The organism is Curtobacterium sp. MCPF17_047 (genome assembly GCF_003234045.1).
In the GTDB taxonomy this organism is placed as follows: domain Bacteria; phylum Actinomycetota; class Actinomycetes; order Actinomycetales; family Microbacteriaceae; genus Curtobacterium.
In genome coordinates this window covers 1-21,620 of sequence record NZ_QKSF01000021.1, presented here as the reverse complement: position 1 = coordinate 21,620, position 21,620 = coordinate 1, and the positions used below count along the sequence as shown (strand labels likewise).

The window sequence follows — 21,620 nt, the reverse complement described above, 5'->3', positions numbered from 1 at the left end:
AGGGATGACCGATGCGCAGAACGACCAGGCCGCCGACCAGACAGACCCCGCCGTCCCCGCCGACGCCACCGGTTCGACACCGCAGGACGTCGACGAGGAGACGCTCGAACCGCTGAGCCACGACACGCAGTCCGGCGAGGCCGACTACGTCGCGACGAGCCCGGGCGGCAGCGGCACCGAGCGGCACGTCCCGCTGCCGGAGGAGGAGCAGGGCCGCGACACCGAGTACGACCCGGTCGACCAGGGGCCGCAGCAGGAGGGCCAGGGCGGCTAGAGCCGACCGGGCCGCCGGGGCGGCCGCGGCAGGGCGGCCGGTGTGACCGCGCCCACTCCCGCTACCGGAGCACCCGCCGCAGCATCGCCCGCTCGCCGAGCGTCCACACCGCACTCGTCAGGACGTACAGGGCGGCGGCCAGGGGCGCGATCGCGGCGAACCCGACCGAGACGAACGGCACCCACCGGGCGATCCCGGTCATCGCTGCCGTGCCGGGCAGACCCGGACGGACCGGGCCGGCCGGGGGGACCGGGTTCCAGTGGAGTTGCGCCCGCCGGGTCAGCTCGACGACGACCGCCAGGGCGAGGAGCAGCAGGAGCACCACCCAGGCGTGGACCCACAGCGGCGACGTGACGACCGCCACCGCGGACTGCGCCAAGGGAATGCCGGCCAGGGTGGTCCGTAGCAGGGTGTTCACCGTGCCGTCGATGCTCGCGTGGGTGAACAGCGTGTACAGCAGCGACACGACCGGCGCCTGTGCGAGCACCGGCAGGCACCCGGCGAGTGGCGACACCCGTTCGCTCGTGTACAGCTCCTGCAGGGATCGCTGGAACCGGGCGGTGTCCTGCCCCGCCCGTCGGCGGAGCTCCGCGATCCGGGGTGCCAGGCGACGCCGATCCCGTTCGGCGCGCACCTGCAGGACGGCGAGGGGGACGAGGAGCACCCGGACGGCCACGGTCAGCAGGACCACGGCGAGCGTCGCGGCGGCCGTCCCGGCGACGGGGGTGAGCAGGTCGGTGAGGCTGGTGACGAGTGCGGATCCGGCGCGCAGCAGTGTGCTGAGGCCGGGCAGGGTGGTGATGTCCATGACGGAGGTCCTTCGATCGGAGGGTCGGGAGCGTCTGCGGCCCCGACACCGATCGGTGTGAGACCGCCGGGACGGCTCCCGGTGCCCGCGGTCGCGGGTGCCCGTCGGCGTCGGGGTCGCTCCAGGCGATCCGGGTCACGAGGTCCGGCGTCGTCCGGGAGGCCCGTGGTGCGCCCGGAGCGCCGACTCCCGTCAGGACCGCGACCAGTCGGAGGACGAGCAGTGCCGCGGCGAGCGCGGCGACCGCGGTCACGGTGATGCCGACCGCGCCGAGCCCGAGTGCGGCGGCGGTCAGCGCCGGCAGCGAGCCGAGTGCCGCGGGGTCGAGGCCGTGCACGGCGGAGACCCCGCGGAGCAGCACCTCGATGACGGTCATGGTGCGGCTCAGCGTAGCGCCCGCGTGGCTCCGAGGCCGTCACGGTCGACCGGGGCAGGATCGGGGCATGAGCGCAGCTTCCCCGAGCACCCCGGCGACGCTCGCGCTGGAGCGGGCGGGCGTGCCGTTCACGCCGCACGTCTACGAACACCACGAGAGCGCGACGAACTTCGGGGAAGAGGCTGCCGCGGCGCTCGGGCTCCGCGAGGAGCAGGTGTTCAAGACGCTCGTGGTGTCGGTCGACGGCGAGCTGGCCGTGGCGATCGTTCCGGTGGCCGACCGTCTGGACCTCAAGGCGATCGCGGCGGCGGTCGGCGGCAAGAAGGCCTCGCTCGCTGACCCGTCCCTGGCAGAGCGGCGGACCGGGTACGTCGTCGGTGGCATCAGTCCCGTCGGGCAGAAGACGCGCCTGCGCACGGTGCTCGATGCCTCGGCGTCCGAGCACCCGACGATCTTCGTGTCCGGGGGTCGCCGCGGCTTCGACATCGAGTTGTCGCCGGCGGACCTGGTGCGGGTCACGGATGCGAGCACGGCGCCCATCGCCCGGAGTTGAGTCGATCCGCCGCAAGTTCTTCCTCTGACCGGGAATGAGCACGGTCCCCCTGCGTTGCATTGAGCCGAAGGCACTCAAGTTCCTCAGGAGGTCCCTTTGCCACAGACGTTCGGCCCGACCGGCGGCAACGACTCGTTCGACGAGTTCCTCGCACGACTGCTCGCGGCCTCACAGAACCCCGGCCAGTCCCAGCGGTCCATGCCGTTCGGACGACCGGTCGACATCACGCGGCTCCTCAGCCGTCGTACCCACGAGCTGCTCCAGCAGACGGCGACCTACGCGGTCGAGCAGGGTCAGCACGAGATCGACGCCCTGCACGTCCTGCACGTGCTCGTCGGCACCGAGCCCTTCGCGGCCGTCCTGCGCTCCGCGGGCGCCGACCCGGAGCGCTTCGCCGCCGAGGTCGAGCAGCGCCTGCCGATGCCCTCGGGCGAGGCGGTCGAGGGCCGTCCCGCACTGACCTCGTCCGCGCAGCGGATCCTGCTCGAGGCCACCCAGGCGGCCCGCGGGTTCGGCAGCACGTACACGGACCCCGAGCACGTCTTCTTCGCGCTCGTCACGGACCAGGACACGGTCGCGGGCCAGTTGCTCGCGAGCGCCGGTGTCACCCCGCAGGTGATGCAGTCCTACGCACAAGAGGCGGCCGAGGCCGCACGAGAGGGGCGTCCCATGCCCGGCACCACCGCCCAGCAGGACCAGCAGTCGGAGACCCCGACGCTGGACCAGTACGGCACCGACCTCACCGCCCGCGCCCGCGAGGGTCGCATCGACCCGGTGATCGGCCGAGCCGACGAGATCGAGCAGGCGGTCGAGATCCTGCTCCGCCGCACCAAGAACAACCCCGTCCTCATCGGTGAGCCCGGCGTCGGCAAGACCGCCATCGTCGAGGGTCTCGCCCAGCGCATCGTCGAGGGCGACGTCCCGGCCCTGCTGCAGGGCAAGCGCGTCGTCGCACTCGACCTGCCGGGCATGCTCGCCGGCACCCGCTACCGCGGTGACTTCGAGGAGCGTCTGACGAAGGCCATGGACGAGATCGCCGCGCACTCGGACGAGCTCATCGTGTTCGTCGACGAACTCCACACCGTCGTCGGCGCCGGTGGTGGTGGCGAGGGCGGCTCGATGGACGCCGGGAACATCCTCAAGCCGCGTCTGGCCCGGGGCGACCTGCACCTGGTCGGCGCGACGACGCTGAACGAGTACCGCCGGATCGAGAAGGACGCAGCGCTCGAGCGCCGCTTCCAGCCGGTCACGGTGGGGGAGCCCAGCGTGGAGGACGCCGTCGCGATCCTCACCGGTCTCAGCCCCCGCTACGCCGAGCACCACGGCGTGACCTACGCCGACGACGCCATCCGCGCCGCCGTCGAGCTCTCCCACCGCTACGTCACCGACCGGCACCTGCCAGACAAGGCGATCGACCTCATCGACCAGGCCGGTGCCCGCCGCCGTCTCGCCCGCTCGGGCGACGTCGACGTCGACACGCTCCGTGCCCAGGTCGCCGACCTCACGGCCCGGAAGGACCGCGCGGTCGCCGAGGAACAGTACGAGGAGGCGTCCAACCTCCGCGACGAGATCGCCGGACTGGAGGCCCGCATCACCGCCGCCGCCACCGGTGACGTCACCGCCGCCACTCGTCAGCAGCCGGTCGACGACGTGATCACCGAGGCGGACATCGCCGCCGTGGTGTCGCGTGCCACCGGCATCCCGGTGAGCCGACTCGGCTCCGCCGACAAGACCCGACTCGCCGCCCTGGAATCGGAGCTGCACGACCGTGTGGTCGGTCAGGACGACGCCGTGCGCGCGATCGCGAAGGCGGTCCGGCGCAGTCGGACCGGCATGGGCGACCCTCGTCGTCCGGTCGGCAGCTTCCTGTTCCTCGGTCCGACCGGCGTCGGCAAGACCGAACTCGCCAAGGCGCTGGCCTCGTCGCTGTTCGGTGACGAGTCGGCGATGCTCCGCTTCGACATGAGCGAGTTCGGCGAGCGCCACACGGTCTCGCGGCTGGTCGGTGCCCCTCCGGGGTACGTCGGCTACGACGAAGCCGGACAGCTGACCGAGCGTGTCCGTCGGAACCCGTACTCGGTGATCCTGCTCGACGAGGTCGAGAAGGCGCACCCGGACGTGTTCAACCTGCTGCTGCAGGTGCTCGACGACGGACGGCTCACCGACGGTCAGGGCCGGACGGTCGACTTCCGGAACACGGTCGTCATCATGACCTCGAACATCGGCTCCGAGTTCCTGGCGTCCCGCTCGGGTGCGCTCGGGTTCTCCGTCGCGGCCGACGGCGGGTACGCGGAGGAGGACCTGCGCAACCGCGTGATGGGCAAGCTCCGCGAATCGATGCGACCGGAGTTCATCAACCGCATCGACGAGATCGTGCTCTTCCGCAAGCTCGAGCGCGGACAGCTGCGGTCGATCGTGTCGCTGCTCCTGCAGGACACCGCGTTCCGTCTGGCCGCGCAGGGCATGGTCCTGTCGGTCTCCGGCGCCGCCACGGACTGGCTCGCCGAGCACGGGTACGAGCCCGAGTACGGCGCCCGGCCGCTCCGCCGGCTGATCCAACGCGAGGTCGACGACCGGATCGCGGAGCTCGTGGTCGACGGGTCGGTCGACGAGGGTGACACCGTCCGGGTCGACGTCGTCGACGGGGCGCTCGTCGCCCTGGTCGGCACGCCCGCCACGGTCTGATCCCACCCCGGTCCTGACGGCCCGGTCCCCACGCGGGGGCCGGGCCGTTCGTCGTCCCGACCGTTCGTCGTCCCGACCGCTCGTCGCCCGGCGGGGTGCGCCTCCCGGCCGGCGCCGACTACTGCCGTGCGTTGGCGACCAGGTCGACCGCGTACGCCGCGAACCACGAACCCGCGGCGGGCCCGCCGTTGCACGTCCCGTCGCTCGCCCCGGGCGTCTTGACCCAGAGCAGTGCGTCGAGTCCCGTCGTGCCGCCGGTCGCGTGCGGTACCCGGCCGAGACCGGCACCCGGCGGGTTGCACCACGACCCGGACCACCCGCGGCCGTTGCGCGAGGTGTCGATGACGTAGTGCGACCCACCCGTCAGGGCACTCACGCGGTCGGAGTAGGCCCGCTCCCCGTCCACCCCGTAGAAGTTCGACACGTTCGTGAAGAAGCCGCGTGCGTCCGTGACCCCGGCCTGCTGCAGGTACGAGGCCTGCAGCGCCGGCGTGTTCCAGTTCTCGTTGCCGCCGTCGAGGTACGTCGGCACGCCGGCGGCCGTGAACGCACGGACGGCGGACGCGATCAGGCCGGGTCGTGTGTCACGCTCGCTCGTGCACGTCGCGAGGTGCGAGAGCGAGTCCGGCTCGACGAGCACGACCGCCCGGTGCCCGCGGAGGTCGGCGGCGATCTGCTGGTTCCACGCCGTGTACTCGGCGGCACCGAGCCCGCCGGCGGAGTAGCCGCCGCAGTCCCGGTTGGGTATCGCGTAGGTCACGAACACGGGGGTGGTCCCGGCCTTCTCGGCGACGGCCAGGTTGCGGGCGACGACCCGGTCGAGCAGGCCGCCGGTGTACCACTCCCCGAGCCAGGTCGCGATCGGTCGGGTGGCGATCGTGCGGGCGGCGGCCGCCTCGGTGGTCCGCCCCTCGGCGGTGAGCTTCGCTGCCGCCAGGGCGGGCTGGCTGTCCGGCTGCACGGCGAGACCGCCCGCGAAGACCTCGGTCGCGGCCGCGGTCCTGATGGTGGCGCTCGTGAGCGGTGGCACGGCGGCGACTGCCCCGTCCGAGGCGTGCAGTGCGCCCGTTCCGGTGATCGTGGCCGTCGCGATGAGCACTGCTGCGACGCGTGCTCGGATCCTGGTGTGCATCGGTTCCCCTCCGAGGCCGGGGGACGCCCTGCACGTCCTACCGCCGACCGTGGACCATCGGAACCCGTGCTCCGCGTGGCGGTCGATCTCCAGAACGAGGGGTTGACCGGGGTGCGACCGCCGTGTTCATCCGGTGGTGCGGGCCGGTCGGAGTGGGCTCAGGTGTTCCGCCATGCAATTCCGCACGAGATCACCGGAAAGGGTTGCGCGTCGCTTGCGGACACGGATAGTGTTCCCTCATCGCGAACACCCGAACGGATGTTCCGATGAATGCAGAGCAGTACCGAATCGAATCAGTACCGATTCAAAGCAGTACCGATCCAGAGCAGTGCCGCAGAGACCTCGCCGAAAGGGGGCCGACAATGATCACCATGCAGACGCCGTACCGTGCAGTCCGTGGAACCACCGGTCCCGTCCTCGGTTCCTGCTGATCGGTCTTCCTCGCACCTGCGGGATGCACTGAGTCCAGCCCCGTGCTGGTCCTCGTACCGCGCTGAGTCCTGGCACGCCGGCTCCTGGCAGGCCCGGGTCCTAGCAGGCGCGAGTCCTGGCAGGCCCGGGTCCTAGCGGGCGCGAGTCCTGGCAGGCCCGGGTCCTAGCGGGCGCGAGTCCTGGCAGATCCGCGTCCCGGCGAGCCCTGGTCCTGGCACGCCCCGGTCCTGACGAGTGCCGGTCCTGACGAGTTCCGGGCCGGAACGCTGACCGGGCCTGAGCGCTGCGCGCTGGAGCCCGGCTGGTGCGTTGGACCGCCAGCGGTGCTGGTCCGGCCGTGGCGCGCCTCCGGCCCGGCAGCAGTTCCGGCACTCGTGCACGGCCGTCCCGGCCGGGCCGCACTCCTTCCGACAATGCGTCCGGAATGCCCTCACGACATTCTCCGAGGTCGCGCTGTCGCGCCTTCCGGGACATCGCCACGGTCTTCTCCGGTCGATTCGTCGACCCTTTCTCGAGCACTCGAATCCATTCTCCGAACAGGAATCCACCATGTCATCGAAGACCCTCCTCCGACCCGTGCGGCCGCCGACGGGACGACCCCACCGGGTGTCGTTGCCGGACCGGATCGCCCTCCGGATCGGACTCGCCCTCATCGTGTGGAGCCGTCGCACCCGGCGGCAGCCGCACGAGGTCGACCCGGCCGACGAGCTCCGCCGGCACCGCGAAGAACAGGCCCGCCTGCGCCGAGAAGCCGAGTGGGTGATGCTCGGCGCCGCCATGCACATGTGGAGGTGACGGACGTGGGCAGCCGTCGCGACCAGCGCCGGACGGGAGGCACCGCACCAGCCGGTGGCGAGCCTCCCGTCCGGCGCCACCCGTGCAAGCGCGCCGGACGGCGGGACGCTGCCAGCCCCGTACGGTTGAGTGCATGACCGACTCCGCGGCTGCTCTCGTCGAGCGCCTCACCACGATCGTCCCCGACTTCCCGAAGCCGGGCGTGCTCTTCCGCGACGTGACGCCGGTGTTCGCCGACCCGATCGCCTTCGGCCGCGTCTGCGAGGCCCTCGCTGCGCCGTTCGCGGTGGGCGCCGGTTTCGAAGCCGTCGCCGGGATCGAGGCCCGCGGGTTCGCCCTGGCCGGCGGCATCGCCGCCCAGCACCAGGTCGGCGTGCTCACCGTGCGCAAGGCCGGCAAGCTGCCTGGCGAGGTCCTCAGTGAGCAGTACGCGCTCGAGTACGGCGAGGCCGAACTCGAACTCCGCCCGGGCCAGCTCGAGCCCGGCACCCGCGTGCTCGTCGTCGACGACGTCCTGGCCACCGGCGGCACCGCGGCCGCGACCGTGACCCTGCTCGAGCGTGCCGGGTACCAGGCGATCGGGTTCGCCGCGCTGCTCGAACTCGACGGGCTGTCCGGCCGGGAGCGCCTCGAGCCGCGCCTGCCCGTGACCACGCTCGGCCGCGTGCCCGCCTGACCCGGCCCGCCACTACCATCGACGTACCACCAGACCGAGGGAGCCCCACCATCGTGACCGAGTCAGTCGCCGCAGCATCCGCCGAGCCCGCCGACGTGCCCCAGGCACCCGAGCCCCGCACCGCGACGACCACCACGACGGGGACCGAGCTCTTCGACGGCGTCCGCGGTGTCGTCGCCATCCGTGTCGACGGAGCACTCAAGGACCTCGCCGCCGACGTCCAGGCGGGGGAGACCGCCGAGCCGGTGACGCTCGACGAGCAGGACGGCCTCGACATCCTGCGCCACTCGGCCGCGCACGTGCTCGCGCAGGCGGTGCAGCAGATCAACCCGGACGCCAAGCTCGGCATCGGGCCGCCCGTCACCGACGGTTTCTACTACGACTTCGACGTCGCCGAGCCCTTCACACCGGAGGACCTCAAGGCGATCGAGAAGGGCATGGACCGCATCGTCAAGCAAGCCCAGCGCTTCCGGCGCCGGGTCGTCACCGACGATGAAGCCCGTGAGCTCATGGCGGGGGAGCCCTACAAGCAGGAGCTGATCGGCCTGAAGGGTGCCGCGTCGGAAGGCGACTCCGGCGAGAGCGTCGAAGTCGGTGCCGGTGAACTCACCGTCTACGAGAACGTCGACCCGAAGTCCGGCGACGTCGTCTGGCAGGACCTCTGCCGTGGCCCGCACGTCCCACACACCCGCTGGATCGGCAACGCCGCCAAGCTCATGCGCGTCGCCGCCGCGTACTGGCGCGGGTCGGAGAAGAACCCCCAGCTGCAGCGCGTCTACGGCACCGCGTGGCCGGACAAGGACCAGCTCAAGGCGTACCTCGTGCGTCTCGAAGAGGCAGCGAAGCGCGACCACCGCAAGCTCGGCGCCGAACTCGACCTGTTCTCGTTCCCCGACGAGATCGGTTCGGGCCTGGCGATCTTCCACCCGAAGGGCGGCATCATCCGCCGCGAGATGGAGGACTACTCGCGTCGGCGGCACGAGCAGGAGGGCTACTCGTTCGTCTACACGCCGCACATCACCAAGGGCGACCTGTTCGAGCAGTCCGGGCACCTCGGGTGGTACAAGGACGGCATGTTCCCGCCCATGCACATGGACGAGGCCCGCGACGAGGACGGCAACGTCACCCGTCAGGGCGCGGACTACTACCTCAAGCCGATGAACTGCCCGATGCACATCCTGGCGTACCGGTCGCAGGCCCGGTCGTACCGTGACCTGCCGCTGCGGATGTTCGAGTTCGGCACGGTCTACCGCAACGAGAAGTCCGGCGTCATCCACGGCCTCACCCGGGTCCGCGGGCTGACCCAGGACGACGCGCACATCTTCACCACGCAGGAGAAGATGAAGGAGGAGCTCACGACGACCCTCCAGTTCGTGCTGTCCCTGCTCCGCGACTACGGCCTCGACGACTTCTACCTCGAGCTCTCCACCAAGGACCCCGAGAAGTACGTCGGCGACGACGAGGTCTGGGAGGTCGCGACGAACACCCTGCGCGAGGTCGCCGAGGAGTCCGGGCTCGAACTCGTCGCCGACCCCGCCGGTGCGGCCTTCTACGGCCCGAAGATCTCCGTGCAGGCGCGCGACGCCATCGGCCGCACCTGGCAGATGTCCACCGTGCAGCTCGACTTCAACCTGCCGGAGCGCTTCGGCATCGAGTACGCCGCCGCCGACGGCACCCGGCAGCGCCCGGTGATGATCCACCGCGCCCTGTTCGGGTCCATCGAGCGGTTCTTCGGCGTCCTCACCGAGCACTACGCCGGAGCGTTCCCCGCATGGCTCTCGCCGGTGCAGGTCGTCGCGATCCCGGTGGCCGAGGAGTACGGCGACTACCTCGACGAAGTCGTCGCGAAGCTCCGCGCGAAGGGCGTCCGCGCCGAGGTCGACCACTCCGACGACCGCATGCAGAAGAAGATCCGCACGCACACCAAGGCGAAGGTGCCGTTCCAGCTCATCGCGGGCGGGGACGACCGCGACGCCGGGGCCGTGAGCTTCCGCTTCCGGGACGGCCGTCAGGACAACGGCGTGCCCGTCGACGAAGCGGTGGAGCGCATCACGACCGCCATCCGCGACCGCGTGCAGGTCTGATGACCGGCCCGCTCGACGACGAGGGCGACCCGCTGGTGATCCGGGACGCCGCCACCCAGGCGGCGGTCCCGGACGCCTTCCAGCGCCTGTGGAACCCGCACCGGATGGCCTACATCGACGCCGGTCGCGCGGGCGAGGGCCGCGGACACCGTGACGACTGCCCGTTCTGCGAGGCGCCGCGGAAGTCCGACGAGGAAGCCCTCATCGTCGCGCGGGGCGAGCACGCGTACGTGCTGCTGAACCTGTACCCGTACAACAACGGGCACCTGCTGGTCTGCCCGTACCGACACGTCCCGCTCTACGACGAGACGACGCCGGAGGAACTGCAGGAGATCGGCGAGCTGACCCAGACGGCGATGCGGGTCCTCCGGCGGGTCTCGCACTGCGACGGCTTCAACATCGGCATGAACCAGGGCGAGGTCGCCGGAGCCGGGGTCGCCGCGCACCTGCACCAGCACGTGGTCCCGCGGTGGGAGTCGGACTCGAACTTCTTCCCGATCATCGCCCGCACCAAGTCGATGTCGCAGATGCTCGGCGACACCCGGGTGCTCATCGCGGACGCTTGGGGCGAACAGCGCTGACGCCTGCTCCGCACTAAGATGGAGGGATCATGAGCGACAGCACCCCCAGCACCGTCAACGCCACTTCGACCACCGGGTCCTCGCGCGTCAAGCGCGGTCTCGCGGAGATGCTCAAGGGCGGCGTCATCATGGACGTGATCGACGCCGACCAGGCACGCATCGCCGAGGAAGCCGGCGCCACCGCCGTCATGGCCCTCGAGCGCGTCCCCGCCGACATCCGCGCCCAGGGTGGTGTCGCCCGCATGTCCGACCCGTCGATGATCGAGGAGATCATCGCCGCCGTGTCGATCCCGGTCATGGCGAAGGCCCGCATCGGGCACTTCGTCGAGGCCCAGGTGCTGCAGGAGCTCGGTGTCGACTACATCGACGAGTCCGAGGTCCTCTCCCCGGCCGACTACGTGAACCACATCGACAAGTGGGGCTTCACGACCCCCTTCGTCTGCGGCGCCACCAACCTCGGCGAAGCCCTCCGTCGCATCACCGAGGGTGCGGCGATGATCCGCTCCAAGGGCGAAGCGGGCACCGGTGACGTGTCCGAGGCCACGCGCCACATCCGCACCATCTCGAAGGAGATCGCGGCGCTGCGGAACCTCAAGGAGGACGAGCTCTACGTCGCTGCCAAGGAACTGCAGGCGCCGTACGACGTGGTGAAGGAAGTCGCCCAGACCGGCGCACTGCCCGTCGTGCTCTTCACCGCCGGTGGTGTCGCCACCCCCGCGGACGCCGCGATGATGATGCAGCTCGGTGCCGACGGCGTGTTCGTCGGTTCCGGCATCTTCAAGTCGGGCGACCCGGCGAAGCGTGCCGCCGCGATAGTCAAGGCCGTCACCTTCCACGACGACCCGAAGGTCATCGCCGAGGTCTCCCGTGGTCTGGGTGAAGCGATGGTCGGCATCAACGTCGCCGACGTCCCAGCACCGCACCGCCTCGCCGAGCGTGGCTGGTAAGGCCGCCCCCCGGATCGGCGTCCTGGCACTGCAGGGCGACTTCCGCGAACACATCGCCTCGCTCGCCGAGCTCGGTGCGGACGTCGTCCCGCTCCGCCGCCCGGAGGAGATCGACGCCCTCGACGGTGTCGTGATCCCCGGCGGCGAGTCGAGCGTGATGGACAAGCTCTCCCGCGCGTTCGGCGTCGCCGAGCCCCTGCGTGACGCCATCCGTGCCGGACTCCCGACCTACGGTACGTGCGCGGGCATGATCATGCTCAGTTCGCGGATCACCGACGGCATCGCGGGGCAGCACACGCTCGACGTCCTCGACACCACGGTGCGGCGCAACGCTTTCGGCAACCAGAACGACTCGTTCGAGATCGACATCCCGATGCCCGACCTCGGTGCCGACCCGGTGCACGCGGTGTTCATCCGCGCGCCGGTCGTCGAGCAGCACGGGTCCGGCGTGGACGTCATCGGTGCGCTGCCCGACGGCCAGGTGGTGGCCGTGCAGCAGGGCAACGTGCTCGCGAGTGCGTTCCACCCCGAGGTCGCGGGCGAGGACCGGTTCCACCGTCGCTTCCTCGACATCGTCCGCCGCGCCTGACGCGGGGGTCCGTGGCGCGCCGGTACCGGCCGTGTGGGCCCAGCCGGTAAACTGTCGGAGACTTTCCGCACGACGCAAGGAGAACCGTGTCCGGGCATTCCAAGTGGGCGACGACGAAGCACAAGAAGGCCGTCATCGACGGTCGCCGTGCGAAGTCGTTCGCCAAGCTCATCAAGAACATCGAAGTCGCCGCGAAGATGGGCGGGGCCGACATGTCGGGCAACCCGACCCTCGTGGACGCGGTCCAGAAGGCCAAGAAGACCTCGGTCCCGAACGACAACATCGACCGCGCCATCAAGCGCGGCGCCGGCTTGACCGGTGAGTCGATCGAGTACACGACCATCATGTACGAGGGCTACGGGCCGAACGGCGTCGCGCTCCTGGTGGAGTGCCTCACCGACAACAAGAACCGTGCCGCGGCCGAGGTCCGGACGGCGATGAGCCGCAACGGCGGCACCATGGCCGACCCGGGCAGCGTCGCGTACAACTTCAACCGCAAGGGTGTCATCTCGGTCACCAAGACCGACGACCTGACCGAGGACGACGTGATGACGGCCGTGCTCGACGCCGGCGTCGAGGACGTCATCGACCAGGGCGGCGGCTTCGAGGTCATCACCGAGGCGAGTGACCTCGTCGAGGCGCGGACCGCCCTGCAGGCTGCCGGCATCGACTACGACGCCGCGGACGCCGAGTTCGTACCGAACCTCAAGGTCGAGGTCGACGCCGACACCGCCCGCAAGGTGTTCAAGCTCATCGACGCGCTCGAGGACAGCGACGACGTCCAGAACGTCTACGCCAACTTCGACGTGCCGGCGGACGTCCAGGCCGAACTCGACGAAGACGAGGACTGATCACGGCCAGGTCCGGCGCGGCGCTCCGGGTCCTCGGGGTCGACCCCGGGCTCACCCGCTGCGGCGTCGGCGTGGTCGAGGTCACGCCGGATCGCCGGGCGCGGTTGGTGCACGTGACGGTCGTGCGGACCCCCGCCGACATGGCGCTGGAACTGCGACTGCTCGCGATCGCCGAGGGCATCGCCGAACAGATCGACGCACACCGTCCCGACGCGGTGGCGGTCGAGCGTGTCTTCGCGCAGGCGAACGTCCGCACCGTGATGGGGACGGCGCAGGCGTCGGGCCTGGCCCTGCACGCGGCCGCCGCGCGCGGGCTGCCGGTCGGTCTGCACACCCCGTCCGAGGTGAAGGCCGCCATCACCGGCTACGGCAACGCGGACAAGCGGCAGGTCCAGGCGATGGTCGCCCGGGTCCTCGGGCTCGCCGAGGCGCCGAAGCCCGCCGACGCCGCGGACGCGCTCGCCCTGGCCGTCTGTCATGCCTGGAGGCTCGGCTCGCCCGATGCCGTCAGCTCCGGTCCGTCGACGCTCACCCCGGCACAGCGGGCCTGGCGGGACGCGCAGGCCGGCGCGGCCGGACGCAGTGCCGCGTCGCCCCTCGTGCGGAGCGGCGGCGCGAGGACGTCCCCGGCCCGCCCTAGGCTCGGGGCATGATCGCGAGTCTCCGGGGCACCTGCATCGACGTCGCCGGATCGACCGCCGTGGTGGAGGTCGGGGGAGTCGGGTACGCCGTCACGGTCACGCCCGCGCACGCCCTGACGATGCGTCACGGATCCGAGGTCTTCGTCCGGACGGCCCTGATCGTGCGCGACGACGCCTTCGAGTTGTTCGGCTTCGAGTCGACCGATGCCCTGCGCGTCTTCGACCTGCTCCGGAGTGTCTCCGGCGTCGGCCCGAAGTCGGCACTCGGCGTCCTCGGGCAGATGACCGCGGCCCAGGTCGCGAACGCCGTCGCGAACGACGACGACGGAGCGTTCCGCAAGGTCTCCGGCATCGGCCCGAAGACGGCCAAGCTGATCATCGTCGCCCTCGCCGGCAAGCTCGCCGCCTTCGAGGCGCCCACGACCACGGCAGCGGCTGCCGCAGCCGTCGCCCACCCCGCGTCCGAGGACGTCGTCACCGCGCTCGTCGGTCTCGGTTGGCGCGAGGACGCTGCCCGCAGTGCCGTCGACGACGCCGTCGCGAACGAACCCGGGGTCGAGCAGATGGGCACCCAGGCGCTGCTCCGCGCCGCACTCGGGACCCTCCGACCCACCGGTGCCGGACGGTGAGCGGCGGGATCACCGCCGCCGACGCACAGTCGCCGGAGGAGCTGGCGTTCGAGGGGGCGTTGCGACCGAAGTCGCTCGACGAGTTCGTCGGACAGCGCAAGGTCCGCGGGCAGCTCGACCTGCTGCTCAAGGCCGCGGCGATGCAGGACCGGACGCCGGACCACATCCTGATGGCCGGGCCTCCCGGACTCGGCAAGACCACGCTCGCGATGATCGTCGCGCACGAGTCGGCGCGGCCGCTGCGGATGTCGAGCGGACCGGCGATCCAGCACGCCGGCGACCTCGCCGCGGTCCTGTCGTCCCTGATGCCCGGCGACGTCCTGTTCATCGACGAGATCCACCGGATGGCGCGCTCGGCCGAGGAGATGCTCTACCTGGCGATGGAGGACTTCCGCATCGACGTGATGGTGGGCAAGGGCGCCGGGGCGACGAGCATCCCGCTCGACCTCGCGCCGTTCACCCTCGTCGGGGCGACCACCCGGGCAGGTCTCCTGCCGAATCCGCTCCGCGACCGCTTCGGCTTCACCGCGCACCTCGAGTTCTACGAGCGCGACGAGCTCGAACAGGTCCTGATCCGTGCCGCGCACCTGCTCGAGCTCGACTTCGACCGGTACGCCCTGCGGGAGATCGCCGGGCGTTCCCGGGGTACCCCGCGCATCGCGAACCGCCTGCTCCGTCGCGTCCGGGACTACGCGCTCGTGCACGGCACCCGCGACGGCATGGCTGCCGTCCAGGGGGCCCTGGAGCTCTACGACGTCGACGAGTACGGCCTCGACCGGCTGGACCGCGCGGTGCTCGAGACGATGCTCACCCGCTTCGACGGCGGACCCGTCGGCCTGAACACGCTCGCGGTGTCCGTGGGCGAGGAGTCCGAGACCATCGAGTCGGTCGTGGAGCCGTTCCTCGTGCGGATCGGTCTGGTCACCCGGACCCCGCGCGGGCGGATCGCGACGCCGCAGGCCTGGCGACACTTCGGTCTGACACCCGGCCAGGCGGCCGCCCAGCCCGGTCTCTTCGACGCCGACGATGCGTGAAGTACTGCACATGTGCGTGCTCTAGACTGCTCGCGCCCGAAACCGCTCGACCGACCGAAGGCTCCCATGGACCAGTACTTCCTCATCATCATCGTCGTGGCGTTCGCGGCCTTCATGTTCTACAGCAGCCGCAAGCGCAAGAAGCAGCAGACCGAGACCGCCAGCCAGATGGTCCCGGGCGCACGCGTCATGCTGTCCTTCGGCCTGTACGGCACGCTCGTGTCGGTCGATGACGAGAAGGTCACCGCGGACGTCGAGATCGCGCCCGGCACCGTCATCACGGTGCACCGCCAGACGCTGTCCCGCGTCGTCCCGGAAGAGACCCCGGAGGCCGTGGACACGACCGTCACGACCGAGACCGAGTCGGACTCCCACGTCACCGAACTCAACGGCGAGCCGATCTACGGCGAGCGTGTCGAGGACGTCGACACCACGAAGCGCAAGACCGAAGACTGACCTCCGACGCCGCCGGCTGACCGGCGGTGCGACACCATGAGCCCCGTGCGTTGCGACGTGCGGGGCTCACGACAGAAAGACGAGACGACCGGTGGCACGATCGACACCCGTCAAGAAGGCGCTCCGCTCGCTCACCTGGTTGGTGATCCTCATCGCGGTCCTCGCGGGGTTGAACACCGCCGCATCGGTCCTCGCGAGCACCACCAAGAACGCCTCCGACAAGTGGTACGCCGGCGCGAGCTGGCTCCCCGAGCTGGCACTCGACCTGCAAGGTGGTACGCAGATCACCCTCGCAGCGCAGAGCACCGAGGGCTCGGCAGTCACCTCGCAGCAGCTGCAGCAGGCGGTGAACATCATCCGCCAGCGCATCGACGCCACCGGTGTCTCGGAGTCCGAGATCAACACCCAGGGCGCGAACAACATCGTCGTCTCGATCCCGGGCAAGCCGGACCAGCAGACGATCCAGCGCATCGAGGCCGCGGCGAAACTGACCTTCCGGCCGGTGCTCTACACCGAGGCAGCGTCAGACAGCGCCGTGGGGGACTCCGGCTCGGGGTCGTCCGCCTCGCCGACGCCGTACTCGCCGCCCGCATCGCTGCAGGCGACGCCGAGCGCGAAGCCGACGAACGGCAGCGACCTGGCCTGGGTGACGCCCAAGCTGCAGGACCTCTACACGAACTACAAGTGCACGGCTCCGGACGACGTCACGTCGGCTCCGGACGACGAGCCCCTGGTCACGTGTGACAACGACGGTGCGGCGAAGTACATCCTCGGCCCGGTCGAGGTGTCGGGTGCCGACATCAGCAACGCCACCTCGGGTCTCGCGTCGAACTCGCAGGGCACGACGACCGGTGAATGGGCCGTCAACCTGTCCTTCAACGGTGCCGGCACGAAGGACTTCGGCTCGGTCACGAACCGCCTGGTCAAGCTCGCCCAGCCGCAGAACCAGTTCGCGATCGTCCTCGACGGCACCGTCATCACGGCACCGACGACGAACTCCGCGATCACCAACGGCAAGGCGCAGATCACCGGCAACTTCACCGCCGACTCGTCGAAGACACTCGCTGACCAGCTGAAGTACGGCGCGCTGCCGATCAACTTCCAGGTGCAGTCGAACGAGGTCATCTCCTCGACGCTCGGTACCGCGCAGCTGGTCGGCGGCCTCGTCGCCGGTCTCATCGGTCTGATCCTCGTGGTCATCTACTCGGTCATCCAGTACCGGTCCCTGGCGTTCGTCACGGTCCTGTCGCTCGGTGTCGCCGCAGCGCTCACCTACCTGGTGATCGCGATCATGTCGTGGCGCGTCGACTACCGACTGTCCTTGGCGGGAGTCGCGGGTCTGATCGTGGCGATCGGCATCACGGCGGACTCGTTCATCGTGTACTTCGAACGCATCCGAGACGAACTCCGTGACGGCCGCGCCCTCGAGAGCGCGGTCGAGTCCGGCTGGAAGCGTGCACTCCGCACGATCCTGGCCTCCGACTCGGTGAACTTCCTCGCCGCCGTGACCCTCTACGTGCTCGCGGTCAGTGACGTGAAGGGCTTCGCGTTCACGCTGCTCCTCACCACCCTGATCGACGTCGTCGTGGTCGCGCTCTTCACGCACCCGATGATGCAGCTCATCGCGCGGACGCGCTTCTTCGGCGAAGGGCACCGCTTCAGCGGGCTCGACCCGGCAGCACTCGGTGCGGTGTACCGCGGCCGAGCGCAGTTCCGGGCCCCGATCGTGGACGGCAAGCGGCAGCGCAGTGCGCGTGAAGCCGCCCGCCGCCAGACCATCGCCGAGCGCAAGGCCGCCGGCACCGACAACGGCACGGGCAACGGCACCGGCACCGGCAACGGGAAGGACAGCTGATGGCGAGCTTCAGCCAGTTCGGCAGCGACCTCTACACGGGCAAGCGGTCCTACGACATCGTCGGGCGCCGGAAGACCTGGTACGTCATCGCGGTCGTGTGCATCGTGCTCTCGCTCGCGATCCCGTGGCTGCGCGGCGGGTACCAGCTCGGCATCGAGTTCACCGGCGGCTCCGAGTTCACCATCTCCGACGCGAAGTCGACGGACCAGGGCCTCGCGACCGAGACGGTCGAACGCGTCGTCCCGGACGTCATCCCGCGCGTCTCGCAGCTCGGCCAGCACGGCATCCGCGTGCAGACAGGTCAGCTGACGACCGCCCAGACCGACGAGATCGCCTCCGAACTCGCTTCGGCGTACAAGGTGCCGGACGACAAGGTCGCCGCGACCTTCATCGGTGCGACGTGGGGTGCCGACGTCCTGGCGCAGGCGATCCGCGGTCTCGTGATCTTCCTGGCCCTGGCAGCCGTGTTCATGGCGCTGTACTTCCGCACCTGGAAGATGTCGCTCGCGGCGATGACCGCACTGATCCACGATCTCCTCATCACAGCGGGGGTCTACGGCATCGTCGGACTCGAGGTCACGCCGGCTGCGGTGATCGGCTTCCTCACCATCCTCGGGTACTCGCTGTACGACACCGTGGTGGTGTTCGACAAGGTGCGCGAGAACACGAGCATCGAGTCGATCCGCACGTTCAAGCAGTCGGTCAACCTGGCAGTGAACCAGACGCTGGTCCGGTCGATCAACACCTCGATCGTCGCGCTCCTGCCCGTGGCGGCGATCCTGTTCATCGGGTCGTACGTGCTCGGTGCCGGAACGCTGCGGGACATCTCGCTGGCCCTGTTCATCGGCATCATCGTCGGGACGTACTCCACGATCTTCCTGGCCTCGCCGATGTACGCGCACCTCCGCGAGAAGGAGCCGAAGATCGTCGCGGCCGACGCGAAGAAGCAGCAGGCGGCCGCGAAGAAGCGTCCGGTCGAGGCCGGGGCGGAGGTCTGATGGCCGCCGCCGAGGTCGACCTCACCGAGGCGCTCGCGCGCCTGGAGGCCGGCGCACCGCTGATCGACGTCCGCGAGCAGTCCGAGTGGGACGAGGTGCACGCACCGCAGGCGACGCTGTTGCCGATGTCGGAGCTGCAGGCCCGCTGGGCCGAGGTCCCCGTCGACGACGAGCACCCCGCCGTGGTCGTGTGCCACAGCGGGTACCGGTCGGCGCAAGTGGTCGCGGCGCTCGAGCGCGCCGGCGTCCCCGCCGTCAGCCTCTCCGGCGGCATGGTCGCCTGGGAGCAGTCCGGGGCCCCCGTCGTCCGGCCCGGCTCGGACGCCGCCGCTGACGGCGAACGTGGTCACGAGCACTGACACGACACGCGTAGTGTTGTCGGATCGAGTCCCGGGAGGCGCAGCATGACCGACACGCGTGAGTCCTCGCAGCCGGATGCCGGCGCAGCCTCCCGGTCCGGCGGTGCTCCTGGGTCCGGCGGTGCGTCCCGGCCCGGCGACGGCTCGCGGCCCGGTTCGGCACCGCGGCCGTCCAGTCCGCCGCTCGGTGCGAACACGACGGGGAACCTCGGTTCGCTCCGCTCCCTGTTGCCGCGGCTGTTCTCTCGCGCACAGCCCGCGGGTGCCGTCGACACCCTGATCCGCACGGTCCGGTCGCACCACCCCAAGGCGGACACGACGCTGATCGAGCGCGCGTACTCCGTCGCCGAGCGTGCGCACGACGGGCAGAAGCGGAAGTCGGGCGAGCCGTACATCACCCACCCCGTGGCCGTGGCGCAGATCCTCGCCGACCTCGGCATCGGCACGATCACGATCGCGGCCGCGCTGCTGCACGACACGGTCGAGGACACCGACTACCAGCTCGACCAGTTGCGCGAGGACTTCGGCGACGAGATCGCGATGCTCGTCGACGGCGTCACGAAGCTCGACAAGGTCAAGTACGGCGACAGCGCCCAGGCCGAGACCGTCCGCAAGATGGTGATCGCGATGTCGAAGGACATCCGGGTACTCGTCATCAAGCTCGCCGACCGCCTGCACAACGCCCGCACCTGGGGTTTCGTGGAGTCCGCCTCCGCCTCGCGCAAGGCGAAGGAGACGCTCGAGATCTACGCGCCGCTCGCGCACCGCCTCGGCATCCAGATGATCAAGCTGGAGCTCGAGGACCTGTCCTTCGCCGTGCTCCACCCGAAGCTCTACGTCGAGATCGACAGCCTGGTCAAGGAGCGGCAGCCCAAGCGCGAGCAGTTCGTGCAGAGCGTCACCGGGACCCTGAAGAAGGACCTGAAGGCCGCCAAGATCCGGGGCGACGTCATGGGCCGCCCGAAGCAGTACTACTCGATCTACCAGAAGATGATCGTGCGCGGGCGCGAGTTCGACGAGATCTACGACCTGGTCGGCATCCGCGTCCTCGTCCCCACGGTCCGCGACTGCTACGCGATGCTCGGTGCGGTGCACGCGCGGTGGACGCCACTGCCCGGTCGCTTCAAGGACTACATCGCGACGCCGAAGTTCAACCTGTACCAGTCGCTGCACACGACGGTCCTCGGGCCGCAGGGTCGCGCGGTCGAGATCCAGATCCGTACGCACGAGATGCACCAGCGTGCCGAGTTCGGTGTCGCCGCGCACTGGAAGTACAAGCAGCGCGTCACCGGGCGCGACGCCGAGAGCTCGAGCCAGTCCGACCAGGACATGGCGTGGCTCGCGCACATCACCGACTGGCAGGCGGAGACCAGCGACCCGGCCGAGTTCCTCGACTCGCTGCGGTACGAGATCGGTGCGAAGGAGACGTACGTCTTCACCCCGCAGGGCAAGGTCATCGGCCTGCCCGCCGGTGCCACGCCGGTCGACTTCGCCTACGCCGTGCACACCGAGATCGGACACCGCACGATGGGCGCCAAGGTCAACGGCCGGCTGGTGCCCCTCGAGAGCGCGCTGTCGAGCGGTGACGTCGTCGAGATCTTCACGTCGAAGAACCCCGACTCCGGGCCGAGCCAGGACTGGCTGACGTTCGTCCGCAGCCCGCGAGCGCGGAACAAGATCAAGCAGTGGTTCACGAAGGAACGTCGCGAAGAGGCGATCGAGCAGGGCCGCGACGCGATCGCGCGGGCGATGCGGAAGCAGAACCTGCCGCTCCAGCGCATCATGAGCCAGGACACCATCTCCGAGGTGGCGTCGGCCATGCGGTACGACGACGTCGCTGCACTCTACGCGGCGGTCGGCGAGGGCCACGTCTCCAGCCAGTCGGTCATCGAGAAGGCGCTCGGCAGCATCCAGACGGAGACCGAGACCGACGAGCCGGAACTCTCGTTCCCGCGTCACGTCACCAGCCGACAGCTGCGCAACAGCGACAGCGGCGTGCTCGTCCGCGGTGCGCCGGACATCCTCGTGAAGCTCGCGAAGTGCTGCACTCCGGTGCCTGGTGACCAGATCGTGGGCTTCATCACCCGCGGCCAGGGCGTCTCGGTGCACCAGGCGTCGTGCACGAACGTCAAGTCACTGATGAACGAGCCGGACCGGATGATCGAGGTCGAGTGGGCCCCGTCGTCGAAGTCGGTGTTCCTCGTGCAGATCCAGATCGAGGCGCTCGACCGGTCCGGCCTGCTCAGCGACGTCACCCGGGTGCTCACCGACCACCACGTGAACATCCTGTCGGCCACCGTGTCGACGTCGTCCGACCGCCTGGCACTGTCACGGTTCGTGTTCGAGATGGGCGACACCACGCACCTCGACCGCGTGCTGAACGCCGTCCGTCGCATCGACGCGGTGTACGACGTGTACCGGGTCAGCGCGGGCTGACCCCGGGCAGTGCCGGTCAGGCCGGGCAGTGCCGGTCAGGCCGGGCAGTGCCGGTCAGGCCGGGCAGCGCCGGTCAGGCCGGGCTCCGATCGGTCCGGTCGAACCCGGTGTCGCGGAACCGCCGCTGCGCCTGCCGTCCCATCGGCGCCCGTTCCGCCTGCGCGAGGCAGCGTCCGAGGGACGACGGGTCGAGGTCCGCGGCGACCACCAGTCCGCGGAGGGCCTCGGCGTCCCGCATGCCGAACCGACGTCGGACGCGCAGCAGGTCGAGGGCGGTCGCCTCGGGCGTGAGCACCCGCACCCCGGCGCACATGGTGACGTCGTCGTCGTCGAGGGCGATCTCGCGCACGGTCGTCCACGCGCCACGTCGGCGGAACCGTTCGTCGGCGGGGACGCAGCCGTCGTGGGGGACGGGCGGGCGGGAGCACC

Annotated in this window: 21 protein-coding genes; 18 read left to right on the top strand and 3 right to left on the bottom strand. The window is 70.3% G+C overall.

Going from position 1 to position 21,620, the window contains the following annotated elements; translation table 11 throughout:
- The first annotated feature begins 4 nt into the window (after positions 1-4).
- Entirely contained in the window at positions 5-274 is a 270-nt protein-coding gene (locus DEJ33_RS15950; RefSeq protein ID WP_110902324.1) for a hypothetical protein, read from the top strand.
- A gap of 61 nt (positions 275-335) precedes the next feature.
- Here the strand turns inward: DEJ33_RS15950 and DEJ33_RS15945 are convergent, their stop codons facing one another.
- Positions 336-1,082, bottom strand: coding sequence for a membrane protein insertase YidC (locus tag DEJ33_RS15945; RefSeq protein WP_111077119.1), 747 nt, complete (start codon positions 1,080-1,082; stop codon positions 336-338).
- 443 nt (positions 1,083-1,525) lie between these two features.
- Between DEJ33_RS15945 and ybaK the strand changes: the two genes are divergently transcribed.
- Positions 1,526-2,011 carry a Cys-tRNA(Pro) deacylase gene (gene ybaK / locus DEJ33_RS15940; protein ID WP_111077120.1) on the top strand — a complete coding sequence of 162 codons (486 nt, stop codon included), beginning with the start codon at positions 1,526-1,528 and terminating at the stop codon, positions 2,009-2,011.
- Positions 2,012-2,107: 96 nt separating this feature from the next.
- Positions 2,108-4,696, top strand: a complete 2,589-nt coding sequence (locus DEJ33_RS15935; protein WP_111195508.1) for an ATP-dependent Clp protease ATP-binding subunit — start codon at positions 2,108-2,110, stop codon at positions 4,694-4,696.
- A gap of 118 nt (positions 4,697-4,814) precedes the next feature.
- Here DEJ33_RS15935 and DEJ33_RS15930 read toward each other — a convergent pair whose 3' ends face one another.
- Positions 4,815-5,828, bottom strand: coding sequence for a glycoside hydrolase family 6 protein (locus tag DEJ33_RS15930; RefSeq protein ID WP_111077122.1), 1,014 nt, complete (start codon positions 5,826-5,828; stop codon positions 4,815-4,817).
- A gap of 981 nt (positions 5,829-6,809) precedes the next feature.
- On the opposite strand from DEJ33_RS15930, the gene DEJ33_RS15925 reads away from it, so the two are divergent.
- The 15 genes from DEJ33_RS15925 (at position 6,810) to DEJ33_RS15855 (ending at position 21,191) form a co-directional block, all read left to right on the top strand.
- Entirely contained in the window at positions 6,810-7,055 is a 246-nt protein-coding gene (locus DEJ33_RS15925) for a hypothetical protein (protein WP_110902318.1), read from the top strand.
- A gap of 133 nt (positions 7,056-7,188) precedes the next feature.
- Positions 7,189-7,731 (top strand): adenine phosphoribosyltransferase, encoded by a 543-nt coding sequence (locus tag DEJ33_RS15920; RefSeq protein WP_110902317.1) that lies wholly within the window; start codon positions 7,189-7,191, stop codon positions 7,729-7,731.
- A 95-nt stretch (positions 7,732-7,826) separates the two neighbouring features.
- Positions 7,827-9,815 (top strand): threonine--tRNA ligase, encoded by a 1,989-nt coding sequence (gene thrS / locus DEJ33_RS15915; protein ID WP_111077338.1) that lies wholly within the window; start codon positions 7,827-7,829, stop codon positions 9,813-9,815.
- Positions 9,815-10,396 carry an HIT domain-containing protein gene (locus DEJ33_RS15910; protein WP_111077123.1) on the top strand — a complete coding sequence of 194 codons (582 nt, stop codon included), beginning with the start codon at positions 9,815-9,817 and terminating at the stop codon, positions 10,394-10,396. Before thrS ends, DEJ33_RS15910 begins: the two co-directional genes overlap by 1 nt.
- 29 nt (positions 10,397-10,425) lie before the next feature.
- Complete coding sequence (gene pdxS, locus DEJ33_RS15905) at positions 10,426-11,343, top strand: pyridoxal 5'-phosphate synthase lyase subunit PdxS (RefSeq protein ID WP_110902315.1); 918 nt, start codon at positions 10,426-10,428, stop codon at positions 11,341-11,343.
- Entirely contained in the window at positions 11,333-11,932 is a 600-nt protein-coding gene (pdxT, locus tag DEJ33_RS15900) for a pyridoxal 5'-phosphate synthase glutaminase subunit PdxT (protein ID WP_111077124.1), read from the top strand. Before pdxS ends, pdxT begins: the two co-directional genes overlap by 11 nt.
- 86 nt (positions 11,933-12,018) lie before the next feature.
- The gene (locus tag DEJ33_RS15895; RefSeq protein ID WP_110902313.1) at positions 12,019-12,783 is read left to right on the top strand and encodes a YebC/PmpR family DNA-binding transcriptional regulator; all 765 of its coding nucleotides are present in this window, start codon (positions 12,019-12,021) and stop codon (positions 12,781-12,783) included.
- Positions 12,780-13,436, top strand: coding sequence for a crossover junction endodeoxyribonuclease RuvC (ruvC, locus tag DEJ33_RS15890; protein ID WP_375334690.1), 657 nt, complete (start codon positions 12,780-12,782; stop codon positions 13,434-13,436). Before DEJ33_RS15895 ends, ruvC begins: the two co-directional genes overlap by 4 nt.
- The gene (ruvA, locus tag DEJ33_RS15885) at positions 13,433-14,053 is read left to right on the top strand and encodes a Holliday junction branch migration protein RuvA (protein ID WP_110902311.1); all 621 of its coding nucleotides are present in this window, start codon (positions 13,433-13,435) and stop codon (positions 14,051-14,053) included. Before ruvC ends, ruvA begins: the two co-directional genes overlap by 4 nt.
- Positions 14,050-15,087 carry a Holliday junction branch migration DNA helicase RuvB gene (gene ruvB, locus DEJ33_RS15880; RefSeq protein WP_111121018.1) on the top strand — a complete coding sequence of 346 codons (1,038 nt, stop codon included), beginning with the start codon at positions 14,050-14,052 and terminating at the stop codon, positions 15,085-15,087. The genes ruvA and ruvB overlap by 4 nt, the downstream gene beginning before the upstream one ends.
- A 66-nt stretch (positions 15,088-15,153) precedes the next feature.
- Positions 15,154-15,543: a preprotein translocase subunit YajC gene (gene yajC / locus DEJ33_RS15875; RefSeq protein ID WP_111077126.1), complete on the top strand. Its 390-nt coding sequence runs from the start codon at positions 15,154-15,156 to the stop codon at positions 15,541-15,543.
- 91 nt (positions 15,544-15,634) lie between these two features.
- On the top strand, positions 15,635-17,398 hold the full coding sequence (gene secD / locus DEJ33_RS15870) for a protein translocase subunit SecD (RefSeq protein ID WP_111077127.1): 1,764 nt from the start codon (positions 15,635-15,637) through the stop codon (positions 17,396-17,398).
- Positions 17,398-18,396 carry a protein translocase subunit SecF gene (gene secF, locus DEJ33_RS15865; RefSeq protein ID WP_111077128.1) on the top strand — a complete coding sequence of 333 codons (999 nt, stop codon included), beginning with the start codon at positions 17,398-17,400 and terminating at the stop codon, positions 18,394-18,396. Before secD ends, secF begins: the two co-directional genes overlap by 1 nt.
- Positions 18,396-18,755: a rhodanese-like domain-containing protein gene (locus DEJ33_RS15860; protein ID WP_111195507.1), complete on the top strand. Its 360-nt coding sequence runs from the start codon at positions 18,396-18,398 to the stop codon at positions 18,753-18,755. The genes secF and DEJ33_RS15860 overlap by 1 nt, the downstream gene beginning before the upstream one ends.
- A 45-nt stretch (positions 18,756-18,800) precedes the next feature.
- Complete coding sequence (locus DEJ33_RS15855) at positions 18,801-21,191, top strand: bifunctional (p)ppGpp synthetase/guanosine-3',5'-bis(diphosphate) 3'-pyrophosphohydrolase (protein WP_258374680.1); 2,391 nt, start codon at positions 18,801-18,803, stop codon at positions 21,189-21,191.
- A gap of 73 nt (positions 21,192-21,264) precedes the next feature.
- Here the strand turns inward: DEJ33_RS15855 and DEJ33_RS15850 are convergent.
- Positions 21,265-21,620 (bottom strand): hypothetical protein (locus tag DEJ33_RS15850; protein WP_220034497.1); only part of this gene is annotated, 356 nt, incomplete at its 5' end.